We start from the raw sequence: 18,046 nt of genomic DNA on the forward strand, positions 1-18,046 counted from the left end.
TCCACCCACCACCCACCAACCAGGCCCCGCCGAGGTAGTCAGCTGACTACCTCGGCGGAGGGGTCAGGTGAGAGTGGTCGCGCGGCGGTCCACCGTGGCCTTGGCCTCGGCCAGGCCGTCGCCCATCTGCGCCATGACGAGGTCGATCTTGGTGTGGAGCTTGTCCAGCTGGTGCTGCTGCGACCGCCTGTGCCCGCTCGCAGAGATCCAGTTCATGACCAGCATCACGACTACCAGCATCACCAGGAGCTCAGACATGACCCGACGCTGGCTGCTCGCGCCGAGGGCCGACCACCAAAGCCGGCAGGTCAGGAGCTCAGGTGACGGCACCCATGTGCCACGGGATGAACTCCTCGGCGCCGATCTCCAGCTCCTCGCTGACGGTCTGCTCCCCCGACGCGACGGCGAGGATCCGGTCGAAGATCTGCCGGCCCACCTCGGCGACGGTCGCGGTGCCGTCCACGACGACGCCCGCGTTGATGTCCATGTCCTCCGACATCACCGAGTACATCGGCGTGTTGGTGGCCACCTTGATCGACGGCGTCGGACGGCACCCGAAGACCGACCCGCGGCCGGTGGTGAACACAACGACGTTGGCCCCGCCCGCGACCAGGCCGGTGACCGAGACCGGGTCGTAGCCAGGCGTGTCCATGAAGGCGAACCCACGCTCGGTGATCGGCTCGGCGTACTCGTAGACGGCACCGAGGTCGGCCTGGCCGCCCTTGGCGACCGCACCGAGCGACTTCTCCAGGATCGTCGTCAGCCCGCCCGCCTTGTTGCCCGGCGACGGGTTGTTGTCCAGCGTGCCGCCACCCGCGGCGACGTAGCCACGCCACCAGTCGATGCGGTCCAGGAGGCGCTGCGCGACCTCCGGCTTCACGGCCCGAGCCGTCAGCAGGTGCTCGGCGCCGTACACCTCGGGGGTCTCGGCCAGCACGGAGGTCGCCCCGTAGGCGACCAGGCGGTCCGAGGCCCAGCCCAGCGCGGGGTTGGCGGTGATCCCGGAGTAGCCGTCGGAGCCACCGCAGTTCAGGGCGAGCACGAGCTCCGAGACGTCGCACTCGACCCGCTCTCGTGCGTTGACCAGCGGCAGCATCTCGCGGACGGCGGCGACGCCCGCCCGCACCGAGGCCCGCACGCCGCCGGCCTCCTGGATGGTCAGGGAGCGCACCACGGTGTCGTCGGAGATGGAGGCGAGCAGCCCCTGCTTCGCGTCCTCGGGCGGGCCGAGCGTGGGCATGCCCAGGTCGGCCACCTGGCCCGAGCGCGCCGACAGCGCGGCACCCGGCACCATCTCGCAGCCCAGGCCCAGCACCAGCAGACCGGCGACGTTCGGGTGGGCGGCGTACCCGCGCAGGGTCCGCAGCAGGATCTGCCCGCCCTCGGAGTCCGGCACCAGGCCGCAGCCCGAGGTGTGGGTCAGCGCGATGACGCCGTCGACGTTCTCGAACTCGTCGAGGGCGGTGCCGCGGAACTGGTCGGCGATCATCTTCGCCGTCGAGGCCGAGCAGTTCACGCTGGTCAGGATCGCCACGAAGTTCCGGGTGCCGACCCTGCCGTCGGCCCGACGGTAACCGCGAAAGGTGGGGCGGGCGCCGTCGGGCAGCGGGAGGTCGGTGTGCGTACCGCCCAGCGGCGCCTCGCGTTGGCCCTCCTCGAAGCCGAGGTTGTGCGAGTGCACGTGGTCGCCGGGGGCGATGTCGGCGGTCGCGACCCCGATGACCTGGCCGTACTTGTGGACCTCGCCGCCCGCGGACACGGCACGCAGTGCGATCTTGTGGCCCCGCGGGACCGGCTGCCCGACGGCGACCGGGGCGGCGCCAGGGGCCGAGGCCGCGTCGCCCGGGGCCAGGTCGCGGGTCGCGACGGCAACGTCGTCACCCTCGCGGAGAACAAGCAGATCGACCTCGGACACGCCAGCACCTCTCTGTTCTGAACCGTTTCATCGTAACGGGCCACGCTCCCGACAAAGTTGAGTGCGGGGTATTTGTTGCCTGGACGGTCCCAGATCAACAAATACCCCGCACTCAGCGAAGGGGTCAGCCGCCGATCGCGGCGTTCACCTCGTCGATGAACTGGGTGGCGGCTTCCTCCGGGGTGATCCGCTCGAAGAGCACCTCGGTGTTGACGCGCTCCATGATGTCGGCCATCTCGGCGGAGCCGTGCGGCGGCACCGGCGGGGTGTCGACGATCTCGTCCTCGATGTCCGCCATGAAGTCGGCCACCTTCTGGTCGGTGGGCGACAGGTCACCGAGGATCCCCTCGCGCACCTCGGTGTTCGCCGGCAGACCACGGTCGGTCAGCATGATGTCCGCAGCCTCCTGCGAGTTCAGCAGGAAGTCGACGAACTTCGCGGAGGCCTCCGGGTATGCGGTGTCCGCGGAGACGGAGTAGAACATCGCCGGCTTGAAGTACATCCCGGTGCGCTCGCCCGCGGACTCACCCGGCAGCCGCAGCAGCTCGAGCTCGTGACCCGAGGAGTCCGTCAGTGCGCCGAGCTGGTTGGTCCACCAGACGCCCATGGCGCCCTGGTTGGTACCGAGCAGGCTGCCCTCGGGGCCCGCCGCCTGGTACTCGACGGTGCGTGCGGCGTCGGGCTGCCCGCCGTTCTCCATCAGGTCCAGGGAGACCTGGAAGAAGTCGGCCACGGTCTCCTCGGAGACGCCGAGCTCACCGTCCGGCGTGTACAGGGTCTCGCCGCGCTGGCGAGCCAGCACGTTGAGTCCGGCCTCGTTGAAGCCGTAGTCCTGCGTGCCCCAGACGCCCTCGCCCGCGCCCTCCGAGACAGCGTTCGCCGTGGTGACGTAGTCCTCCCACGTCCAGGTCGTGTCGTCCGGCACGTCGACGCCGGCGTCGGCGAAGATCTCCGGGTCGGCGACGAGCGCGTAGGCGTTGATGCCGGTCGGGATGCCGTACTGCGCACCGTCGATCTGGCCACCGGCCAGGACGCCGTCGTCCACCTTCGATGTGTCGATGTCCAGCTCGCTCATGTCGGCGAGCACGTTCTTGGTGGCGTAGTCGGAGATGTAGCGCTCCTCCTGGGTGATGACGTCCGGGGTGTCACCAGCGGCGACCGAGGTCGCGAGCTTGTCCCAGTAGCCGTCCCAGTCGGTGAAGTCCGGGACCACCGTGATGTCGGGGTTCTCCGCCTGGAACGCGTCGATGATCTGCTGCGTGGACTCGTGGCGGGTGTCGGAACCCCACCAGGCGAAGCGGATCTCGCAGGGGCACTCCTCTGCGGCAGCCGGCGGCTCGTCGCCGCCCCCGCCCACACCCGAGTCGCCGCCCCCACAGGCCGCGAGGGTCAGCGCCACGGCCGCGATGCCCGCGGTCGAGGCGGCGAGCCGCTTGCCGCGCCCCGTCCGTAGTCCGTTGGTGCTCATGTATTTCTCCTTCGGTGACGTTGACGACGTTGTCGCTCAGCGGTGGAGCTACTTGATTCCGGTGGTCGCTATGCCCTTGACCAGGTACTTCTGTCCGAACAGGAAGGCGATGAAGACGGGTATCAGAGACACGATCGACATCGCGAACAGTGATCCCCACGAGCTCTCGCCCGTGGAGTCGACGAAGGTGCGGAGCGCGATCGGCACGGTGTACATCTCCGGCCGGGTCAGGAAGATCAGCTGGCTGAAGAAGTCGTTCCAGGTCCAGATGAACGTGAAGATGGCCGTGGTGGCGAGGGCCGGCAGGGACAGCGGCAACATGATCTGCAGGTAGATGCGCAGGTGGTTGGCGCCGTCGATGGTCGCGGCCTCGTCCAGCTCGCGGGGGATCCCCCGGAAGAACTGGACCATCAGGAAGATGAAGAACGCGTCGGTGGCCAGCAGCTTCGGCACGATCAGGGGCAGGAACGTGTTGATCCACTCGAGCTGGGAGAAGAGCACGTACTGCGGCACGATCACCACGTGGATCGGCAGCATGATCGACATCAGCATGACGGCGAACCACAGCCGCTTGCCCCGGAACTCGAGCCGTGCGAAGGCGTAGGCAGCCAGAGAGCACGACAGCAGGTTGCCGAGCAGCGACCCGAGCACCACGATCGCCGAGTTGATCAGGTAGTGGCTGAACGGGTGCAGCAGCGCGTTCCACCCGTCCGTGTAGTTGGACAGGTCGATGTCGGTGGGGATGAGGCCCGGCTCGCGGAAGATGAGCGCGTTCGGCTTGAACGAGCTGGCCACCATCCAGAGCAGCGGGTACAGCATCACGAAGCCGAAGGCGATGAGGCCGGCGTGCTTGAGCACGCTGCCCACCTTGGCTCGCACCTGCCGGCCGCGGGGCCGGGTGGCAGGACGACGGTCCTCGGTACCGGGAGGCCTGTCGCCGTCGGACGGCGGCAGCACCGCCGTCGCGGTCTTGGTGGGCGTGGAGGCGTCAGTCATCGTAGAACACCCAGTACTTGGAGGCGAGGAAGTTGACTACCGTCATGCCGCCGATGATCAGCAGCAGGAACCAGGCCATCGCCGACGCATAGCCCATGTCGAGAGACCCGAACCCCTTGAGGTAGAGGTACAGCGTGTAGAGCAGCGTCGAGTCGGACGGGCCGCCGTTGCCACCGCTCACCACGAACGCTCTGGTGAAGGACTGGAACGCCTCGATGAGCTGCAGCACGAGGTTGAAGAAGATGATGGGCGTCAGCAGTGGGAGCGTGATCGCCCGGAACTGGCGGAACTTGCTGGCGCCGTCGATCGAGGCCGCCTCGTAGTACATCTGCGGGATCTGCCGCAGGCCCGCCAGGAAGATCACCATCGGTGCGCCGAACGTCCAGACGTTGAGCGCCATGAGGGTGCCGAGCGCGTAGTCCGGGTGCGACACCCAGCCCTGGCCCTGTACCCCGAAGATCGCCAGGACCTGGTTGACCAGGCCGTCCGCGCCGAAGATCTGGCGCCACAGGATGGCGATGGCCACCGAACCGCCGAGCAGCGACGGCAGGTAGTACACGGAGCGGTAGAGGGCGAGGCCCCGCATGCCCTTGTCGAGCAGCAGCGCCAGGCCGAGAGCGGCGGCGAGCTGCAGCGGCACCGACACGAACACGTAGGTGAACGTGACCTGGAGCGAGTTCACGAACCGCGGGTCGTCGAACATCCGGCTGTAGTTCTCGAAGCCGATCCACTCCGGCGCCGAGAGCAGGTCGTAGTCCGTGAAGGACAGGTACAGCGAGGCGCCCATCGGGCCGGCCGTGATGAGGGCGAGCCCCACGAACCAGGGCGCGAGGAAGAACAGCGCCCAGCGTCCGTCGCCCTTCCTGCGCGGGCTCACGGTCCGTTTGCTGCGGGAGATCTCCTGGATCACTGACATGGGTTCACCCCCGTGTGGCTGGGCGGGGGCTCGGACCACCAAGGTCCGGGCTCGCGGTTCGGGTGGCGCATCGCGTTGTCCTCCGGATCGTCGTCGATCCCCGGTGTCGTCGGTGAGAAACCGGTCTCTGGTGGAGGAACGTACCACACGAGCAACCGGTTTCCCATGGTGTACGGTCACATCGGGAAACCGGCAGCGAGGGGGCCGCGCCAAAGATGGCTCGGTACACCCCGTACGTCGGTCGGACGAGGGTCACGGACGGAGAGCAGATGGGCAGCGGCAGCGCTCGAGGCACAGGTCAGCGCCGTGCTACAGCCACGATCGGGGACGTCGCGACGGCGGCAGGGGTATCGCGGGCAACCGTCTCCCGCGTCATGAACGGGCGGAGCACCGTCGACGCGACCATCGCGGAACGCGTGCGCGAGGCGGCGGCGGGGCTGAGCTACCGGCCCAGCAACGCCGCGCGGAGCCTCGCCCTCGGTCGCACCCAGACCGTCGCCCTCGTGGTGCCCGACCTGGGCAACCCCGTGTTCCAGCAGATCCTGCGCGGCGTCATGGACGGCGCGGCGGAGGACGGTTACCGCGTGCTCGTCGCGGACACGGTCGAGGACGACCAGCAGGAGGGTGCCATCGCGCTCGAGGCCCGCATGCGCTGCGATGCCCTGGTGCTGGTGTCACCGCGCATCGGGGACGCGGAGCTGAGCGCGCTCATCGCCGACGTCGAGCCGGTGGTCCTGGTCAACCGGGAGACCGGCGGGGCGGCGCCCAGCCTGGTCGTGGACTACGAGGACGCCGCGCTCCAGGTGGTCCAGCACCTCGTGTCGCTCGGTCACCGCCGCATCGTCTACCTCGGCGGCCCGGTGCGCAGCGCCTCCGACGAGCTGCGCCGGGCCGGCCTCGCGCGCGGCCAGAAGCTGCACGCCGACCTCGAGATCCTCGACCTGCCCGCCGGGCCGGACATCCAGGCGGGCCACCTCGCCGCGCCCGCCGTCCTGGCGACCCGGGCCACCGCAGCGGTGGCCTTCAACGACCTTGTCGCGTTCGGCCTGCTCGCCGGCCTGAACGAGGCAGGGGTGGCCGTGCCCGCCGACATCTCGGTGGCCGGCTTCGACGACATCGAACTGTCCCGCTACGCCACACCCGCGCTGACGACGGTCGCGGTGCCGCAGGCCGAGCTCGGCCGACACGCCTGGAGGGAGCTGCACGCCGTGATCGACGACGACGCCCACCCCGCAAGCTCTGCCCGATTCACGCCCAGCCTGGAGGTGCGCGGCAGTACCGGGCCCGTACGGCAGGGGCCGGAACGCGTGCACGTCACGGACGACGACGTCGTCCCCGTGTTGCGGGAGGAGATCCCCACCGTGCCGCCCACGGCCGCCCCCACCTGGTCGGTACCCGCCGACGCCGATGCCGACGCCGTGATGCTGACCTGCGGCGACGGGCTGGAGCTGGTGCGGCGGGACGCGGGCGACCGCATGCCGAAGGTGCACGCCCGGCGCCCCTACCTGCACCCGGTGCACACCCTGGCCGGCGTGCCGCTCACCGACGTGAGCCCGGTCGACCACCGGCACCACTACGGCGTCGGTATCGCGGTGCCCGACGTGAACGGCACCAGCCACTGGGGCGGTCGGACGTTCATCGAGGACGTCGGCCCCACGCTGCTGAAGAACCATGGCCGGCAGACGTCGGAGGGCGTCCGCGTCGAGGCCGTGCCCGCCTCGCGACCGGTCGGCGCCGGTGCCGAGGCCGGCGAGGTGCTCGTCGAGGACGTGCTGTGGTCCGACGAGCACGGCGACCCGCAGCTGCGCGAGGAGCGCCGCATCACGGCGCGCCTGCTCCCGCAGGCCCCCGGGTCCGCCGCCGCGCCCGGCTGGGTGCTCGACTGGCGTTCCACGCTGCACGCCGACCACGGCCCGCTGGAGATCCGGTCGCCCGCGACCAACGGCAGGCCCGGCGCCGGCTACGGCGGCCTGTTCTGGCGGCTGCCGATCGTCGAGAGCACGTCCGTCCTGTCCGCGGCGGGCACGGGTGAGAACCGTGCACACGGCAGCTCGTCGCCGTGGGTCGCCTTCGTGCAGCGCCAGGGTGGCCGGTCCACGACCCTGCTGCTGGTGCAGCCGGGTCAGGTCAGGCCGTGGTTCCTGCGCAGTGCCGAGTACCCCGGCGCCTGCCCCGCGCTCGCCTGGGACGCACCGCTGCTCGTCCCGGCCGGCGGCTCCGTACAGCTCGACCTCGTCGCGGTGCTGCTCGACACCGAGCTCACGAGCTCGGCTGCCGCCGCACTGGCCGCCGACCTGACCGACGGCGGCCAGCGGTGAGCCTGCCGAAGGTCGCGGTGGTCGGCATCCACGGCCACGGCGGCTCGCACCTGCGGACGGTCGCGGACCTCGAGGGCAGGAGCCTGGCGCGGCTGAGCGCCGTCGTCGACCCCCGAGAGCCGGACGATGCCCCGGCGCCATGGTTCGCGAGCCTGGGCGACCTGCTGTCGGCGGGTGCCGACGCCCTGCCCGACGTCGTGGTGCTCTCCACGCCCATCCACACGCACCTGCCGCTCGCCCGTGCCGCGATGGAGGCGGGCATCGATGTGCTGCTCGAGAAGCCGACCACCGCCTCGCTCGCCGAGCACGCCGAGCTCGTGGCCGTCGCCGAGCGGACCGGGCGGCTGTGCCAGGTCGGGTTCCAGACGTTCGGGTCGCACGCGCTGCCCGCCGTCGTCGACCTGATCGCACGCGGCGAGGTGGGACAGGTGACCGGGATCGGCGCGATCGGGACCTGGGTCCGGACCGCCGCGTACTGGGCGCGCTCGCCGTGGGCCGGACGGCGGCGCATGGGCGACCGCGCGGTGGTCGACGGCGTGGTGACCAACCCGCTGGCGCACGCCGTGGCGACCGCGCTGTGGGTCGGCGGCGCGCGGGCCGGCACGGACCTCGCCTACGTGAACACCGACCTGTGGCGGGCCAACCCCATCGAGGCCGACGACACCTCGTCGCTGCGGGCCGTCGGCACGGACGGGACGCGCTACGGGTTCGGGCTCACGCTGTGCGCCGCGGAGCGCACGCCGTCGCGGGTCATCGTGCAGGGAACCGCCGGCGAGATCGAGCTCGAGTACGAGCACGACCTGGTGCGGCTGCGCACCGGACGCGTCGTCGCCGAGAAGCAGTACGGGCGGACGGGCCTGCTGGAGAACCTGCTCCGGGCCCGCGCCGGAGAACGGCTCCTGTGCGACGTGCGGGACACCGGCGCGTTCATGCAGGTGCTCGAAGCGGTGCGCACCGCCCCCGACCCCGCACCGATCGCGGACACGTTCGTGGACTGGGTGGACGGCATCGCCGCTGTTACCGGCGGCCCGGCCGGGAAGATCGGCGGCGCCCAGGGCAACCCGGAGGGCGACGCCCGGCACCCGGTGGTGCACGACATCGCCGAGTGGTGCGAACGGGCCGCGCGCGAACAGCGCACGTTCACGGAGCTGGGCGCTCCCTGGACGGTCAAGAACTGACACGCCCGACAGTGAAAGAGTGCTCGCGTGCTGTCCGTACTGACTGCCATCGGGTCCATGGCCTGCATCGTCGCGCTCGGCTGGGTGATCCAGCGGCGCGGCCTGCTCAGCGGCCACCGGATCTCCCGCGGCGGCGGACCGGACGCTCCGCGAGGCGGGGTCGGGGCGCGCGAGATCCTCGCCACGCTGTCGTTCACGATCTGCGCCCCGGCGCTGATGTTCAGCACGCTGGCCGGCACCGACCTCGCGCACGTCGTGTCACGCGGCGCGGCGGTCACCTGGGCCACGACGGCGGCGCTCGCCCTGCTTACCGCGGCAGTGGCGCGCTGGGCGCTGCGGCTCCCGGCCGGCCCGGCCGCCGTGACGACGCTCGCCGCCGTCTACGTCAACGGCGGCAACATCGGGATCCCGCTGGCCGTCTACCTGTTCGACGACGCGCTCGCCGTGGTGCCGACCCTGCTCTTCCAGCTGCTCGTGCTGGCGCCGCTGACGCTCGCGGTGCTCGACCGTTCCGGTGCCGCGTCCGGGAACGCGGCCGGGAACGCGGCCGGAGGGCCTCGGACAGCCGCCCGGTCCGGCTGGTCGTCGGTGGTCCGCGTCCTGCTCGCAGCCGTCCGGAACCCGATCACGGTCGGCACGCTCGCGGGCCTGCTGGTCGCGGTGGTGAGCGAGCTGACCGGGGCGCGGCTGCCGGACGTCGCCCTGATGCCCTTCGACCTGATCGGTGCCGCCGCGCCGCCGCTCGGCCTGCTGACCTTCGGGATGACGCTCGCCGTCCCGATGCCCGCGCTCAGCCCACCGGCGGCGGACGCCGCGTCGCAGCAGGACTCCGGCGATCCGTCGGCATCGGGGCCGGGACAGGCCCCGGGGTCGGGACAGGCCCCGGGGTCGGCTCCGGCGTCGACGCCCTGGTGGACAGGCCGTGACCAGCTGCTCGTGCGGGCGGTCGTCGCGCTCGCCGTCCTGGTGCGCAACGTGCTGCACCCGTTGGCGGCGTGGGGCGTCGGTACCGCCGTCGGCCTGGACCCGGCCGCCCTCGCCGTCGTCGTCACGATGGCCGCCCTACCCACGGCGGTGAACGTCACCACGTACGCCACCCGGTACGGCGTGTTCGACGGTGTGGCCGCGCGTGCGACGGCCTGGACGACGGCGCTCTGCGTCCCCGTCCTGGTGGCCGTCGGCGCGCTCCTGGGATGACGGCGGACGGCACGAGCTTTGTCCCCGGGTGAAGCTCGCGGTCGGCCGCGCAGCGGGTCTTGTGGTGGAGCGGCCTGGCTGGCATCGTGTGAGAAACCGGTTTCCCACCGTCGGGACGACCGGTGTCATGGACGAAGGAGTCACATGCGAACACGACCATTCCCGCGCCCGCGCCGCGCCGTCGGCCCGACCGCGGAACGCGTTCTCACACGGCCGACCGGCAGCCCGCCGGCCCGGTCCCTCGTGCTGCCGCTGGCGCTGGCCGTCGGCATGGCGGGCGCGCTGGTCGCCGTCGGGCAGCCCGCTGCGGCGAGCCCGGCCGCGGGCCCGGCGACAGCCGCCGTCGACCAGGCGGGCGGGCACCCGGGCCGCGGGCACCGCACCGACCTGGGCCGCGAGACCATCCGGACCAACGACGGGTGGGCCGCATGGTCCGGCTCCACGTTCCCCGACGGTGTGGAGCGGCAGGCGGGCCCCACGACGGGTGGGGCGGAGGCCGCGCCGGCCGAGGTCTACGAGGTGGACACCTGGCAGGAGCTGCGGGACGCGCTCGCCGGCCGGGAGGGCGGTAGCCAGACCGACGCGCGCCGTAACGTGACCCCGCGGATCGTCTACGTGACGGGCCCGCTGGACGCCTTCACTGCCGCCGACGGAACCCAGCTGACCTGCGAGGACTTCGCCTCGCAGGTGACCGTCGGGGACACGGGCGAGCCGTTCTCGATGGACGACTACATCGCGCACTACGACCCGTCCGGCCCGTGGGGCTGGGCCGACCCGGCCGGGCCGCTGGAGGAGGCCCGGTCCAGGGCCGCGAGCCTGCAGGCCGCCCAGACCCAGCAGCACGTCGGCTCGAACGTGACCATCGTGGGCGTGGGCGACGACGCCCAGATCTCCGGCGCGAACCTCCGCGTCCGGGACGCGCACAACGTCATCCTCCGGAACCTGCGGTTCTCCGACGGCTACGACTGCTTTCCGCAGTGGGACCCGGGTGACGGCGACACCGGCAACTGGAACTCCGCCTACGACAACGTGTCGCTGTGGACGTCGACCAGCGTGTGGGTGGACCACTCCACGTTCGACGACGGCGCACACCCCGCCGACTCGCTCCCCGTCGTGTTCGGGCGGCCGTTCGAGGTGCACGACGGCCTGCTCGACATCACGCACGGCTCCGACCTGGTGACGGTGTCGTACAACAGGTTCCTCAGCCACGACAAGACGATGCTGATCGGCTCGTCCGACTCGCGCCTCCAGGACCGCGGGCAGCACCGCGTGACGCTCCACCACAACTACTGGCAGGACATCGGCCAGCGCGCGCCGCGGGTCCGGTTCGGCGACGTGCACGCGTACAACAACTACTACCGGCAGACCCGCCGACAGGCCGCGACGGGCGGGTTCCAGTACTACTGGGGCGCCGGCAAGGAGTCGAGCCTCGTCGTCGAGAACAACGCGGTGACGCTGGCGCGCGGGACCGACCCCGCACGGGTGGTGGGGGTGTACGGCGGCACCATGCTGAGCGAGTCGGGCACCGTGCTGAACGGCCGCCGGGCGGACCTCCTGGCGGCGTACAACGCGACGGCGTCGACCCCGCTGGCCGACGAGGCCCGCTGGACGCCGTCCGACGCGTACCGGTACCGGCTGCTCCCGGCGGCCGCGGTGCCGTGGGTGGTCCCGGCCGCCGCGGGCGCGGGCGTCCTACCCTCAACCCTCCCCCCGCCGAGGTAGTCATTCGGCGAGGTGGTCATCGGGCGAGGTAGTCATCGGGCGAGGTAGTCACCTGTTGGTGACTACCTCGCTGCATGACTACCTCGGCGGGGTGGGGGGTCAGACGTTCAGGTTCAGGTCCTCGATGCGGACCGGGTCGCCCGTCTCGAGCGAGCGGTTGCCCGCGTAGCCCACCGACGACGCGCGGACGCCGTCGACGTACCCGGCGACCCGACCCAGCGGGTCCGGCTCGGCGGCCGGTGCGAACACGCTGGCCAGGAGCAGCGCGTCACCGCCTCCGTGACCGCCGCCGCCGCGCACGATCGGCCGCTCCTCGGCCCGCTCCCAGTGCCGCTGCACCACGAGACGCTCTCCGATGGGCCGCACCTCGTCGCCCTCGAACACCTCGGTGGCGCTCGGGTCGAGGACCGCCGCGCCGTTGTCGCCGAACTCGACCGAGCCACGCTCCACGACCTCGAGCTCCGCCCGGCCACGCGTGCCGTTCACCACCACGCGGTAGCCCTCCCACGGCGCGTGCGCGGTGAGCGAGTAGGTCAGCAGGGCGCCACCCTCGTACTCCACCACGAGCCCGAGCGTGTCCTCGGTGGTGATCCCGGCGTCGAACACCGACCGGTTGCGCACGTAGCCGTCCACGGCCTGGGCCTCGGGCCCGTACAGCGTGGACAGCCACTCGTTCTTCTCGACGGAGAGCTCCCACGGGTCGATGCCGCGCTCGTTCAGCGCGCGCTCGGCGTCGGTGGGCTCGTAGCCGGTCTCGTGCGCGCCGTCGTCGCCGTAGAAGCGCCGGCCACCGGTGGCGAAGACACGCTGCGGCACGCCGTCGATCCACCAGTTGACCAGGTCGAAGTGGTGGCTCGACTTGTGCACGAGCAGGCCGCCGTTGTTGACCTTCTCGCGGTGCCAGCGGCGGAAGTAGTCGGCGCCGTGCACGGTGTCGAGGGCCCAGTCGAAGTGCACGGACAGCACGCGGCCGATCTCACCGCTCGCGATCACCTCGCGCAGCGCGCTGTTGCGGGGCGAGTAGCGGTAGTTGAACGTCGTGACGAGGTCGCGCCCCGTCTCGGCGACGGCGTCCACGATCTCCCGCGCCTGGTCGGCGTGCGCAGCGATGGGCTTCTCCACGACGACGTCGACGCCGGCCCGCAGCGCACGCGTCACCAGGTCGGCGTGGGTGCGGTCGATCGAGGTGACGATCACGCGGTCGACGGACTGCTCGGCGATCGCCTTCTCCAGGTCGTCCGGCTCGTACACGGGGCGGATGCCCCCGAGCGCGGCTGCCACGCGCGCCTCGTAGGCCGCCGCGCGCACCGGGTTGGGCTCCACCCAGGCGACGATCTCCCCGTCCGGCGCGTGCGTGCCGATCAGGGCGTCGATGTACATCGACGCGCGGTGCCCCGTTCCGACCACCGCGTAGCGGCGGCGCCCCGCGGGCAGCGGGCCCGACGGCGGCACGGGCCGCTGTGTCGGACCGGTGATCGGCTCTGTGGTCGGCTCAGCGGTCGGCTCTGTGGTCGGCTCGGGCATCGGTGGAGAGCTCCTTCGGTCGTCGTCGACGTCGGGTAGGTGGGTTGGGACTGAAACGATACGACGCTTGGAAAGCGCTGTCCATGACCCCGACCGCCGGGCTCACCGCTCCGGCGTCAGCACCACCTGACCGGCCCAGGCGAACCCGCCGCCGAACCCGAACAGCAGCGCGGGCACGCCCGCCGGGATCTTGCCCGCGTGCCACCACTTGGACAGGCCCATGGGGATCGACGCCGCCGACGTGTTGCCCGACTCCGTGATGTCCGTGACCACGACCTTGCCCTCCAGCCCGAGGGCCTTGGCCAGCGGCTCGATGATCCGCAGGTTGGCCTGGTGCGCGACCAGCACCTCGATGTCGTCGAGCCCGAGCCCGGCCCGGGCGACGACGTCGCGCGCCCGGTCCGCGGCCCGCGTGATGGCCCACTTGAAGACCGCCCGGCCGTCCTGCTGGAACTTCACCTCGGGCACCTCGATCCGCACCGCGGGCGTGAGCTCCGGCTCAGTGCCCCACACCACCGGCCCGACGGCGGGCGTGTCGGCCGCCCGCAGCACCGCAGCTCCCGCGCCGTCTGCGGTGAGGATGCACGTCGAGCGGTCGGTCCAGTCGGTGTACGCGGTGAGCTTCTCCGCCCCGATCACGACGGCCGTGCGGGCCGAACCGGTGCGGATCGCCTGGTCGGCCAGGCCGACCGCGTGGGCGAAGCCCGAGCAGGCCACGTTGAGGTCCATCGCCGCGGGACCCACGACGTTGCGCAGGTCCGGCGCCTCCTCACCCTCCGGCGTCGAGGCGCCCGGCTGGACCCCGGTGCGCAGCGCGTACGCCACCCGCCCGGCGGTGTTCGGCGACCGGTCGTCGTTGGTGGCCGTCGCGACGATCACCAGGTCGACCTCGTCGGCGGCCACCCCGGCATCGGCGAGCGCGTGCTCCGCGGCCGCCGTCGCCATGTCGGCGACGGTGACGTCGTCGCCCGCTACGTGGCGGGTGACGATGCCGGTACGCGACCGGATCCACTCGTCGTTGGTCTCGACGAACTGAGCGACGTCATCATTCGTGAGCGTCTTCGGTGGCTGGTGGTGACCGAGACCGATGATGCGGGAGCCGGCAGCGCCGGGCGGGAGCGCGAGTACGGGCGACGTAGCCATGGGGTCAACGTAGCGCGCTCAGGTCGAACGGTTCGACGGCCAGGCCGGGAACCCGCTCCCGGGCAGCCCGCACGATGCGCTCCTCGGCTCCGGGGCCCGTCTCCAGCAGCTCGCCCACCTCGCGGAGCGCGCCGCGCAGCTGTGCGTCGTACCGCTCGCCCATCGCGGCGTTGCGGCCCTTGTACGTCCACGCGACCAGGTGGGCCAGGTTGAACCGGGGTCCGCACGACCGGCAGGACATGATGCCCTGCGGCCGGCGGAACCGAGTCGTCCGGTGGCCGGCCGGGCACGCCCCGACCCAGGGCCCGTCGATGGAGGGCGCGGAGGGGTCGACGCACCGCCGGCCCGAGCATCCGATCCGCACCGCCACCTCCCGCCACACCGGCCCGTGCTTCGCCTTCGAGCCCGCGAGCGCGTGCGCCACCTCGTGCAGGATCGTGTCCCGCACCTCTCGCTCGTCGTGGATGCGGGTGAGCGGCGCGGAGAGACTGATACGGCGCTTGCCGTAGCTGCACATCCCGGCGCGCCGGACGGCGTCGTCGAACTCGAAGGTCCAGGCCTTCAGGCCGTGCTGGTCCATCAGCTCGCGCGCCATGCGCGAGGCGGCGACAAGGTTCATGCGTACCCCTGCGGTGATCGTGGTGATTGTGTCCGGCCGTTCCGGACGCTGTCGAACCTACGTGGCTCCACTGACACCGACGCGAGGTTATCCACAGTTCCGTGCAGCAGGCTCGACCGATCAGCCGGCCGGCGGGATCGGGAAGTTCGCCCGGAACACGTTCGACGGGTCGTAGGCCGCCTTCACCGTCCGCAGCCGGCCGAGCGTCGGCTCCGGGAACGCCTCCAGCAGGCGCTCGGGTCGGTCGTCGGTGTCGAAGGACAGGTACGAACCGTCCTGCACCGGCCCGATCTCGGTGTCCCATGCCTGGTTGAGCCGGTCCTGGTTCGAGGCGAGCGCCGAGAGCGCGAAGTTCTGGTGTCGGTGTGCGTACGCCGTCGCGTCGGGCGCGACGTCGTTCCCGGCGCCACCGGTCGCCCGGATGGACGTGAAGTACGACTCCCCCGTGGCCAGCAGGCGCTCGATCGCCCGGCTGGTCCCCTGGTCCAGGTGGGTGAGCAAGCCCGAGCGGGACGAGGGGTCACCGCCGCCGGAGTGGTGGGCGTCCTCCGTCCGCACGACACCCGAGTACGGCAGCAGCTGCGCCTGGTGGCCGAGCAGCGGGCCGGCGTCGGCCAGCAGCTCCAGCTGGGCGATCGCGTCGTCCGGGTCGGCGTCGGCGCCCTCCGCCGCGATGACCGTCATGAGCTGAGCCATCGGGCCCTGGCCGCCGCGTCCCGCCCCGAGGATCATGAACGAGGTGAGCCCCCGCGGGGCCGCCTCGACGGTGGCGCCCCACTTCTCCAGGAGCCCTGCGGTGTCCGTCGCGTCGAGCGTCATCTGGGAGAAGACGACGTCCCCGACCGCCCCGGCCTCGATCTCCAGCCAGGTCACCACGCCCATGTTCCCGCCTGCTCCGCGGAGCGCCCAGAACAGGTCGGGGTGCTCGTCGCGGGAGGTGCGCAGCACCCGCCCGTCGGCCGTGACCACCTCGGCGGCGACCACGTGGTCGATCGTCAGCCCCTGCAGCCTGCCCAGGAAGCCGATGCCGCCGGTGGTCGCGAGGCCGCCGACGCCGACGCCGCCGTGGTCGCCCGACGTGATGGCCCAGCCACGCGGTGCGAGCGCCGCCGCGACCTCGCCCCAGGTGGCACCGGCACCGATGCGCACGCGACGTGTCGCCTCGTCGACCACCTCGACCGACCGCATGCGGCTCGTGCTGAGCACCACGCCGCCGTCGTTCGTGGACCGGCCGGAGATCCCGTGCCCCGCCGAGCGGACGGCGAGCTCGACGCCCTGCTCCTGCGCCCAGGCCAGGCCCGACGCGACCTCGTCCGCATGCTGCGGCCGGAGCACCAGCCCCGGCGCGCCGGAGCGGAGGTAGTTGTGCCGCACCGCCCCGTACTCGCGGTCACCCGGCTCGACGGCGTGCGCCGCCAGCTCCGTCGGGAGCGAGTCGTAGTCGATCCCCGGCCTCCGTGCGGCCAGCGCCGCCGCACCTCGGCGGGCGACCGCCGGCACCGTGCCCGCGACGCGCCGCTCGGCCGCCACGGCCTCCCGCACCGCCGGCGCGACCTCGTGCGCGAACGCCCGGATCTGGTCGGGGTCGTCGCCCATGACGATGAACCCGCTCACGCCGTCCTCGAGGGCCAGGAGCGTCAGCTCCTCGACCCACTGGTCGGCCGGGCCCTGCAACGGGCCGGACGAGCGGTCGGTGATGGCACCGCCCAGGTTGAGCAGACGGCGGATCTCGCTCGGCGAGCGGCCCGCCTCCTGTGCGGCCTCGTCGATCGTCACGTTGCCCCGGGCGAGGTCGCCCTCCTTGAAGTAGGGCAGCGAGGGCAGCCAGCCGTCGGCCTGCGCACCGGTGAGGCGGAGCATCCGCTTCTTGTACGCCCCGAGCCAGATCGGGATGTCGTGCGCGGGGGCGGGGCCTCGCTTGGCGCCGTCGACCCGGTGGAACTCTCCCGGCACGCGCAGCGGGGTGCGGTTGGCGGCGTCCCAGATGCCGCGCATGATCTCGATGCCCTCCTCGAGGGCGCCGACGGACTCGGCGGGCGTACGCCGGGTGGCGCCCATCGCGGCCATCGCGTCCCAGAAGCCGCCCGCACCCACACCCATCTCGAACCGGCCGCCGCTGAGCAGGTCGAGGCTCGCGGCCGACCGCGCCACGAGGGCCGGCTGACGCATGCCCAGGTTGAGCACGTTGCCGGAGATGTGGATGCGCTCGGTCTGCGCGGCGACCCACGACATCAGGGTCCACGTGTCCAGGAACGACGGCTGGTACGGGTGGTCCTGGAAGGTGACGAGGTCCAGACCGAGCTGCTCCGAGAGCTGGGCGAGCCGGACCGGGCCCTGCGGGTCGCTGTTGGTGGGGGTGATGAACGTGCCGAAGAGCAGCTCGTGCCCGTAGTCGGTCATGCGTGGGGTCCCTCGTGTCGGCTCGTCCACCGCTCGGCGCGGTGAATCGTCTGTACCGCAGATGATATTAGCAACAACTCTTCTCGGTGACAGCACATTCCCGTAGGATGACGGCATGAGCACCACGCCCACCGAGGCCCGTCCGGGCCGGCACTCCCTGTTCGGCTGGTCGCTCGCCACGCTCCTGCGCGAGTGGAGCGCCCGGGTCGACGCCGCGGCCGACGACCTGCCGCAGGGCACCCGGGGGTACCAGCTCCTCACGGCGGTGGTGCACGGGAATCTGCCGAGCCAGGCGGCGCTCGCCGCCACGCTCGGCATCGACCGCACGGTCATGACCTACCTGCTGGACGCGTTCGAGGGCTGCGGGCTGGTCGAACGGCAGCTCGATCCCGCGGACCGGCGTGCGCGGCGCATCGTGGCCACCGACAAGGGCTTGGAGGTGCTCGCCGCGATGGAGGCGCGTGTCGCCGCCGCGGAGGACGACCTGCTCGCCGGGCTGGAGCCAGCGCAGCGCACCTCGCTCCGCGAGCTGCTGGAACGTGCCGCCACGGGCACCGGCCCGGACGAGGACCCGTGCCGCACGGTGGTCGAGGCCACCGGCCCCCCACCCGGGTGAGTGCGTGATATTTGCGCCGTCGAAACGTTCCGAC

The 18,046-nt window shown here is 71.9% G+C and carries 14 protein-coding genes; 5 read left to right on the plus strand and 9 right to left on the minus strand.

Annotated features, from left to right (window positions below; all coding sequences use genetic code 11):
- Positions 1–63: 63 nt before the first annotated feature.
- The 5 genes from LUM46_RS00355 to LUM46_RS00375 all read right to left on the minus strand — a co-directional run bounded on the left by LUM46_RS00355 (position 64) and on the right by LUM46_RS00375 (position 5,295).
- Positions 64–258 carry a hypothetical protein gene (locus LUM46_RS00355; protein WP_274991561.1) on the minus strand — a complete coding sequence of 65 codons (195 nt, stop codon included), beginning with the start codon at positions 256–258 and terminating at the stop codon, positions 64–66.
- A 58-nt stretch (positions 259–316) separates the two neighbouring features.
- Positions 317–1,915, minus strand: coding sequence for a UxaA family hydrolase (locus LUM46_RS00360; RefSeq protein ID WP_274991562.1), 1,599 nt, complete (start codon positions 1,913–1,915; stop codon positions 317–319).
- A 124-nt stretch (positions 1,916–2,039) separates the two neighbouring features.
- A complete protein-coding gene (locus LUM46_RS00365; RefSeq protein WP_274991563.1) occupies positions 2,040–3,383 on the minus strand; it encodes an ABC transporter substrate-binding protein in 1,344 nt (447 codons plus the stop codon).
- A gap of 48 nt (positions 3,384–3,431) precedes the next feature.
- Positions 3,432–4,379, minus strand: coding sequence for a carbohydrate ABC transporter permease (locus tag LUM46_RS00370; RefSeq protein WP_274991564.1), 948 nt, complete (start codon positions 4,377–4,379; stop codon positions 3,432–3,434).
- Complete coding sequence (locus tag LUM46_RS00375) at positions 4,372–5,295, minus strand: carbohydrate ABC transporter permease (protein ID WP_274991565.1); 924 nt, start codon at positions 5,293–5,295, stop codon at positions 4,372–4,374. Before LUM46_RS00375 ends, LUM46_RS00370 begins: the two co-directional genes overlap by 8 nt.
- Positions 5,296–5,564: 269 nt before the next feature.
- Between LUM46_RS00375 and LUM46_RS00380 the strand changes: the two genes are divergently transcribed.
- The 4 genes from LUM46_RS00380 (at position 5,565) to LUM46_RS00395 (ending at position 11,710) form a co-directional block, all read left to right on the plus strand.
- Positions 5,565–7,613, plus strand: a complete 2,049-nt coding sequence (locus tag LUM46_RS00380) for a DUF6807 family protein (protein ID WP_274991566.1) — start codon at positions 5,565–5,567, stop codon at positions 7,611–7,613.
- Positions 7,610–8,791 (plus strand): Gfo/Idh/MocA family protein, encoded by a 1,182-nt coding sequence (locus LUM46_RS00385; protein WP_274991567.1) that lies wholly within the window; start codon positions 7,610–7,612, stop codon positions 8,789–8,791. Before LUM46_RS00380 ends, LUM46_RS00385 begins: the two co-directional genes overlap by 4 nt.
- 27 nt (positions 8,792–8,818) lie before the next feature.
- A complete protein-coding gene (locus LUM46_RS00390; protein ID WP_274991568.1) occupies positions 8,819–9,988 on the plus strand; it encodes an AEC family transporter in 1,170 nt (389 codons plus the stop codon).
- A gap of 144 nt (positions 9,989–10,132) precedes the next feature.
- On the plus strand, positions 10,133–11,710 hold the full coding sequence (locus tag LUM46_RS00395; protein ID WP_274991569.1) for a pectate lyase family protein: 1,578 nt from the start codon (positions 10,133–10,135) through the stop codon (positions 11,708–11,710).
- A 99-nt stretch (positions 11,711–11,809) separates the two neighbouring features.
- Here the strand turns inward: LUM46_RS00395 and LUM46_RS00400 are convergent, their stop codons facing one another.
- The 4 genes from LUM46_RS00400 to LUM46_RS00415 form a co-directional block, all read right to left on the minus strand.
- Positions 11,810–13,234, minus strand: coding sequence for a Gfo/Idh/MocA family protein (locus tag LUM46_RS00400; protein WP_274991570.1), 1,425 nt, complete (start codon positions 13,232–13,234; stop codon positions 11,810–11,812).
- A gap of 102 nt (positions 13,235–13,336) precedes the next feature.
- Positions 13,337–14,377, minus strand: coding sequence for a 3-oxoacyl-[acyl-carrier-protein] synthase III C-terminal domain-containing protein (locus LUM46_RS00405; RefSeq protein ID WP_274991571.1), 1,041 nt, complete (start codon positions 14,375–14,377; stop codon positions 13,337–13,339).
- 4 nt (positions 14,378–14,381) lie between these two features.
- Entirely contained in the window at positions 14,382–14,996 is a 615-nt protein-coding gene (locus tag LUM46_RS00410; protein WP_274991572.1) for a SprT-like domain-containing protein, read from the minus strand.
- A 120-nt stretch (positions 14,997–15,116) separates the two neighbouring features.
- Positions 15,117–17,396, minus strand: coding sequence for an LLM class flavin-dependent oxidoreductase (locus LUM46_RS00415; RefSeq protein WP_274991573.1), 2,280 nt, complete (start codon positions 17,394–17,396; stop codon positions 15,117–15,119).
- Between the two features lie 115 nt (positions 17,397–17,511).
- On the opposite strand from LUM46_RS00415, the gene LUM46_RS00420 reads away from it, so the two are divergent.
- A complete protein-coding gene (locus tag LUM46_RS00420) occupies positions 17,512–18,012 on the plus strand; it encodes a MarR family winged helix-turn-helix transcriptional regulator (protein ID WP_274991574.1) in 501 nt (166 codons plus the stop codon).
- Positions 18,013–18,046 lie beyond the last annotated feature (34 nt).

The organism is Promicromonospora iranensis, assembly GCF_028994805.1.
Classification (GTDB): domain Bacteria; phylum Actinomycetota; class Actinomycetes; order Actinomycetales; family Cellulomonadaceae; genus Promicromonospora; species Promicromonospora iranensis.

Excerpts from the sequence above, each read along its gene's own strand:
- LUM46_RS00365 (WP_274991563.1), bottom strand. The coding sequence starts at position 3,383 with ATGAGCACCAACGGACTACGGACGGGGCGCGGCAAGCGGCTCGCCGCC.
- LUM46_RS00370 (WP_274991564.1), bottom strand. The coding sequence starts at position 4,379 with ATGACTGACGCCTCCACGCCCACCAAGACCGCGACGGCGGTGCTGCCG.
- LUM46_RS00395 (WP_274991569.1), top strand. The coding sequence starts at position 10,133 with ATGCGAACACGACCATTCCCGCGCCCGCGCCGCGCCGTCGGCCCGACC.
- LUM46_RS00420 (WP_274991574.1), top strand. The coding sequence starts at position 17,512 with ATGAGCACCACGCCCACCGAGGCCCGTCCGGGCCGGCACTCCCTGTTC.
- LUM46_RS00415 (WP_274991573.1), bottom strand. The coding sequence starts at position 17,396 with ATGACCGACTACGGGCACGAGCTGCTCTTCGGCACGTTCATCACCCCC.
- LUM46_RS00380 (WP_274991566.1), top strand. The coding sequence starts at position 5,565 with ATGGGCAGCGGCAGCGCTCGAGGCACAGGTCAGCGCCGTGCTACAGCC.
- LUM46_RS00400 (WP_274991570.1), bottom strand. The coding sequence starts at position 13,234 with ATGCCCGAGCCGACCACAGAGCCGACCGCTGAGCCGACCACAGAGCCG.
- LUM46_RS00375 (WP_274991565.1), bottom strand. The coding sequence starts at position 5,295 with ATGTCAGTGATCCAGGAGATCTCCCGCAGCAAACGGACCGTGAGCCCG.
- LUM46_RS00355 (WP_274991561.1), bottom strand. The coding sequence starts at position 258 with ATGTCTGAGCTCCTGGTGATGCTGGTAGTCGTGATGCTGGTCATGAAC.
- LUM46_RS00410 (WP_274991572.1), bottom strand. The coding sequence starts at position 14,996 with ATGAACCTTGTCGCCGCCTCGCGCATGGCGCGCGAGCTGATGGACCAG.
- LUM46_RS00405 (WP_274991571.1), bottom strand. The coding sequence starts at position 14,377 with ATGGCTACGTCGCCCGTACTCGCGCTCCCGCCCGGCGCTGCCGGCTCC.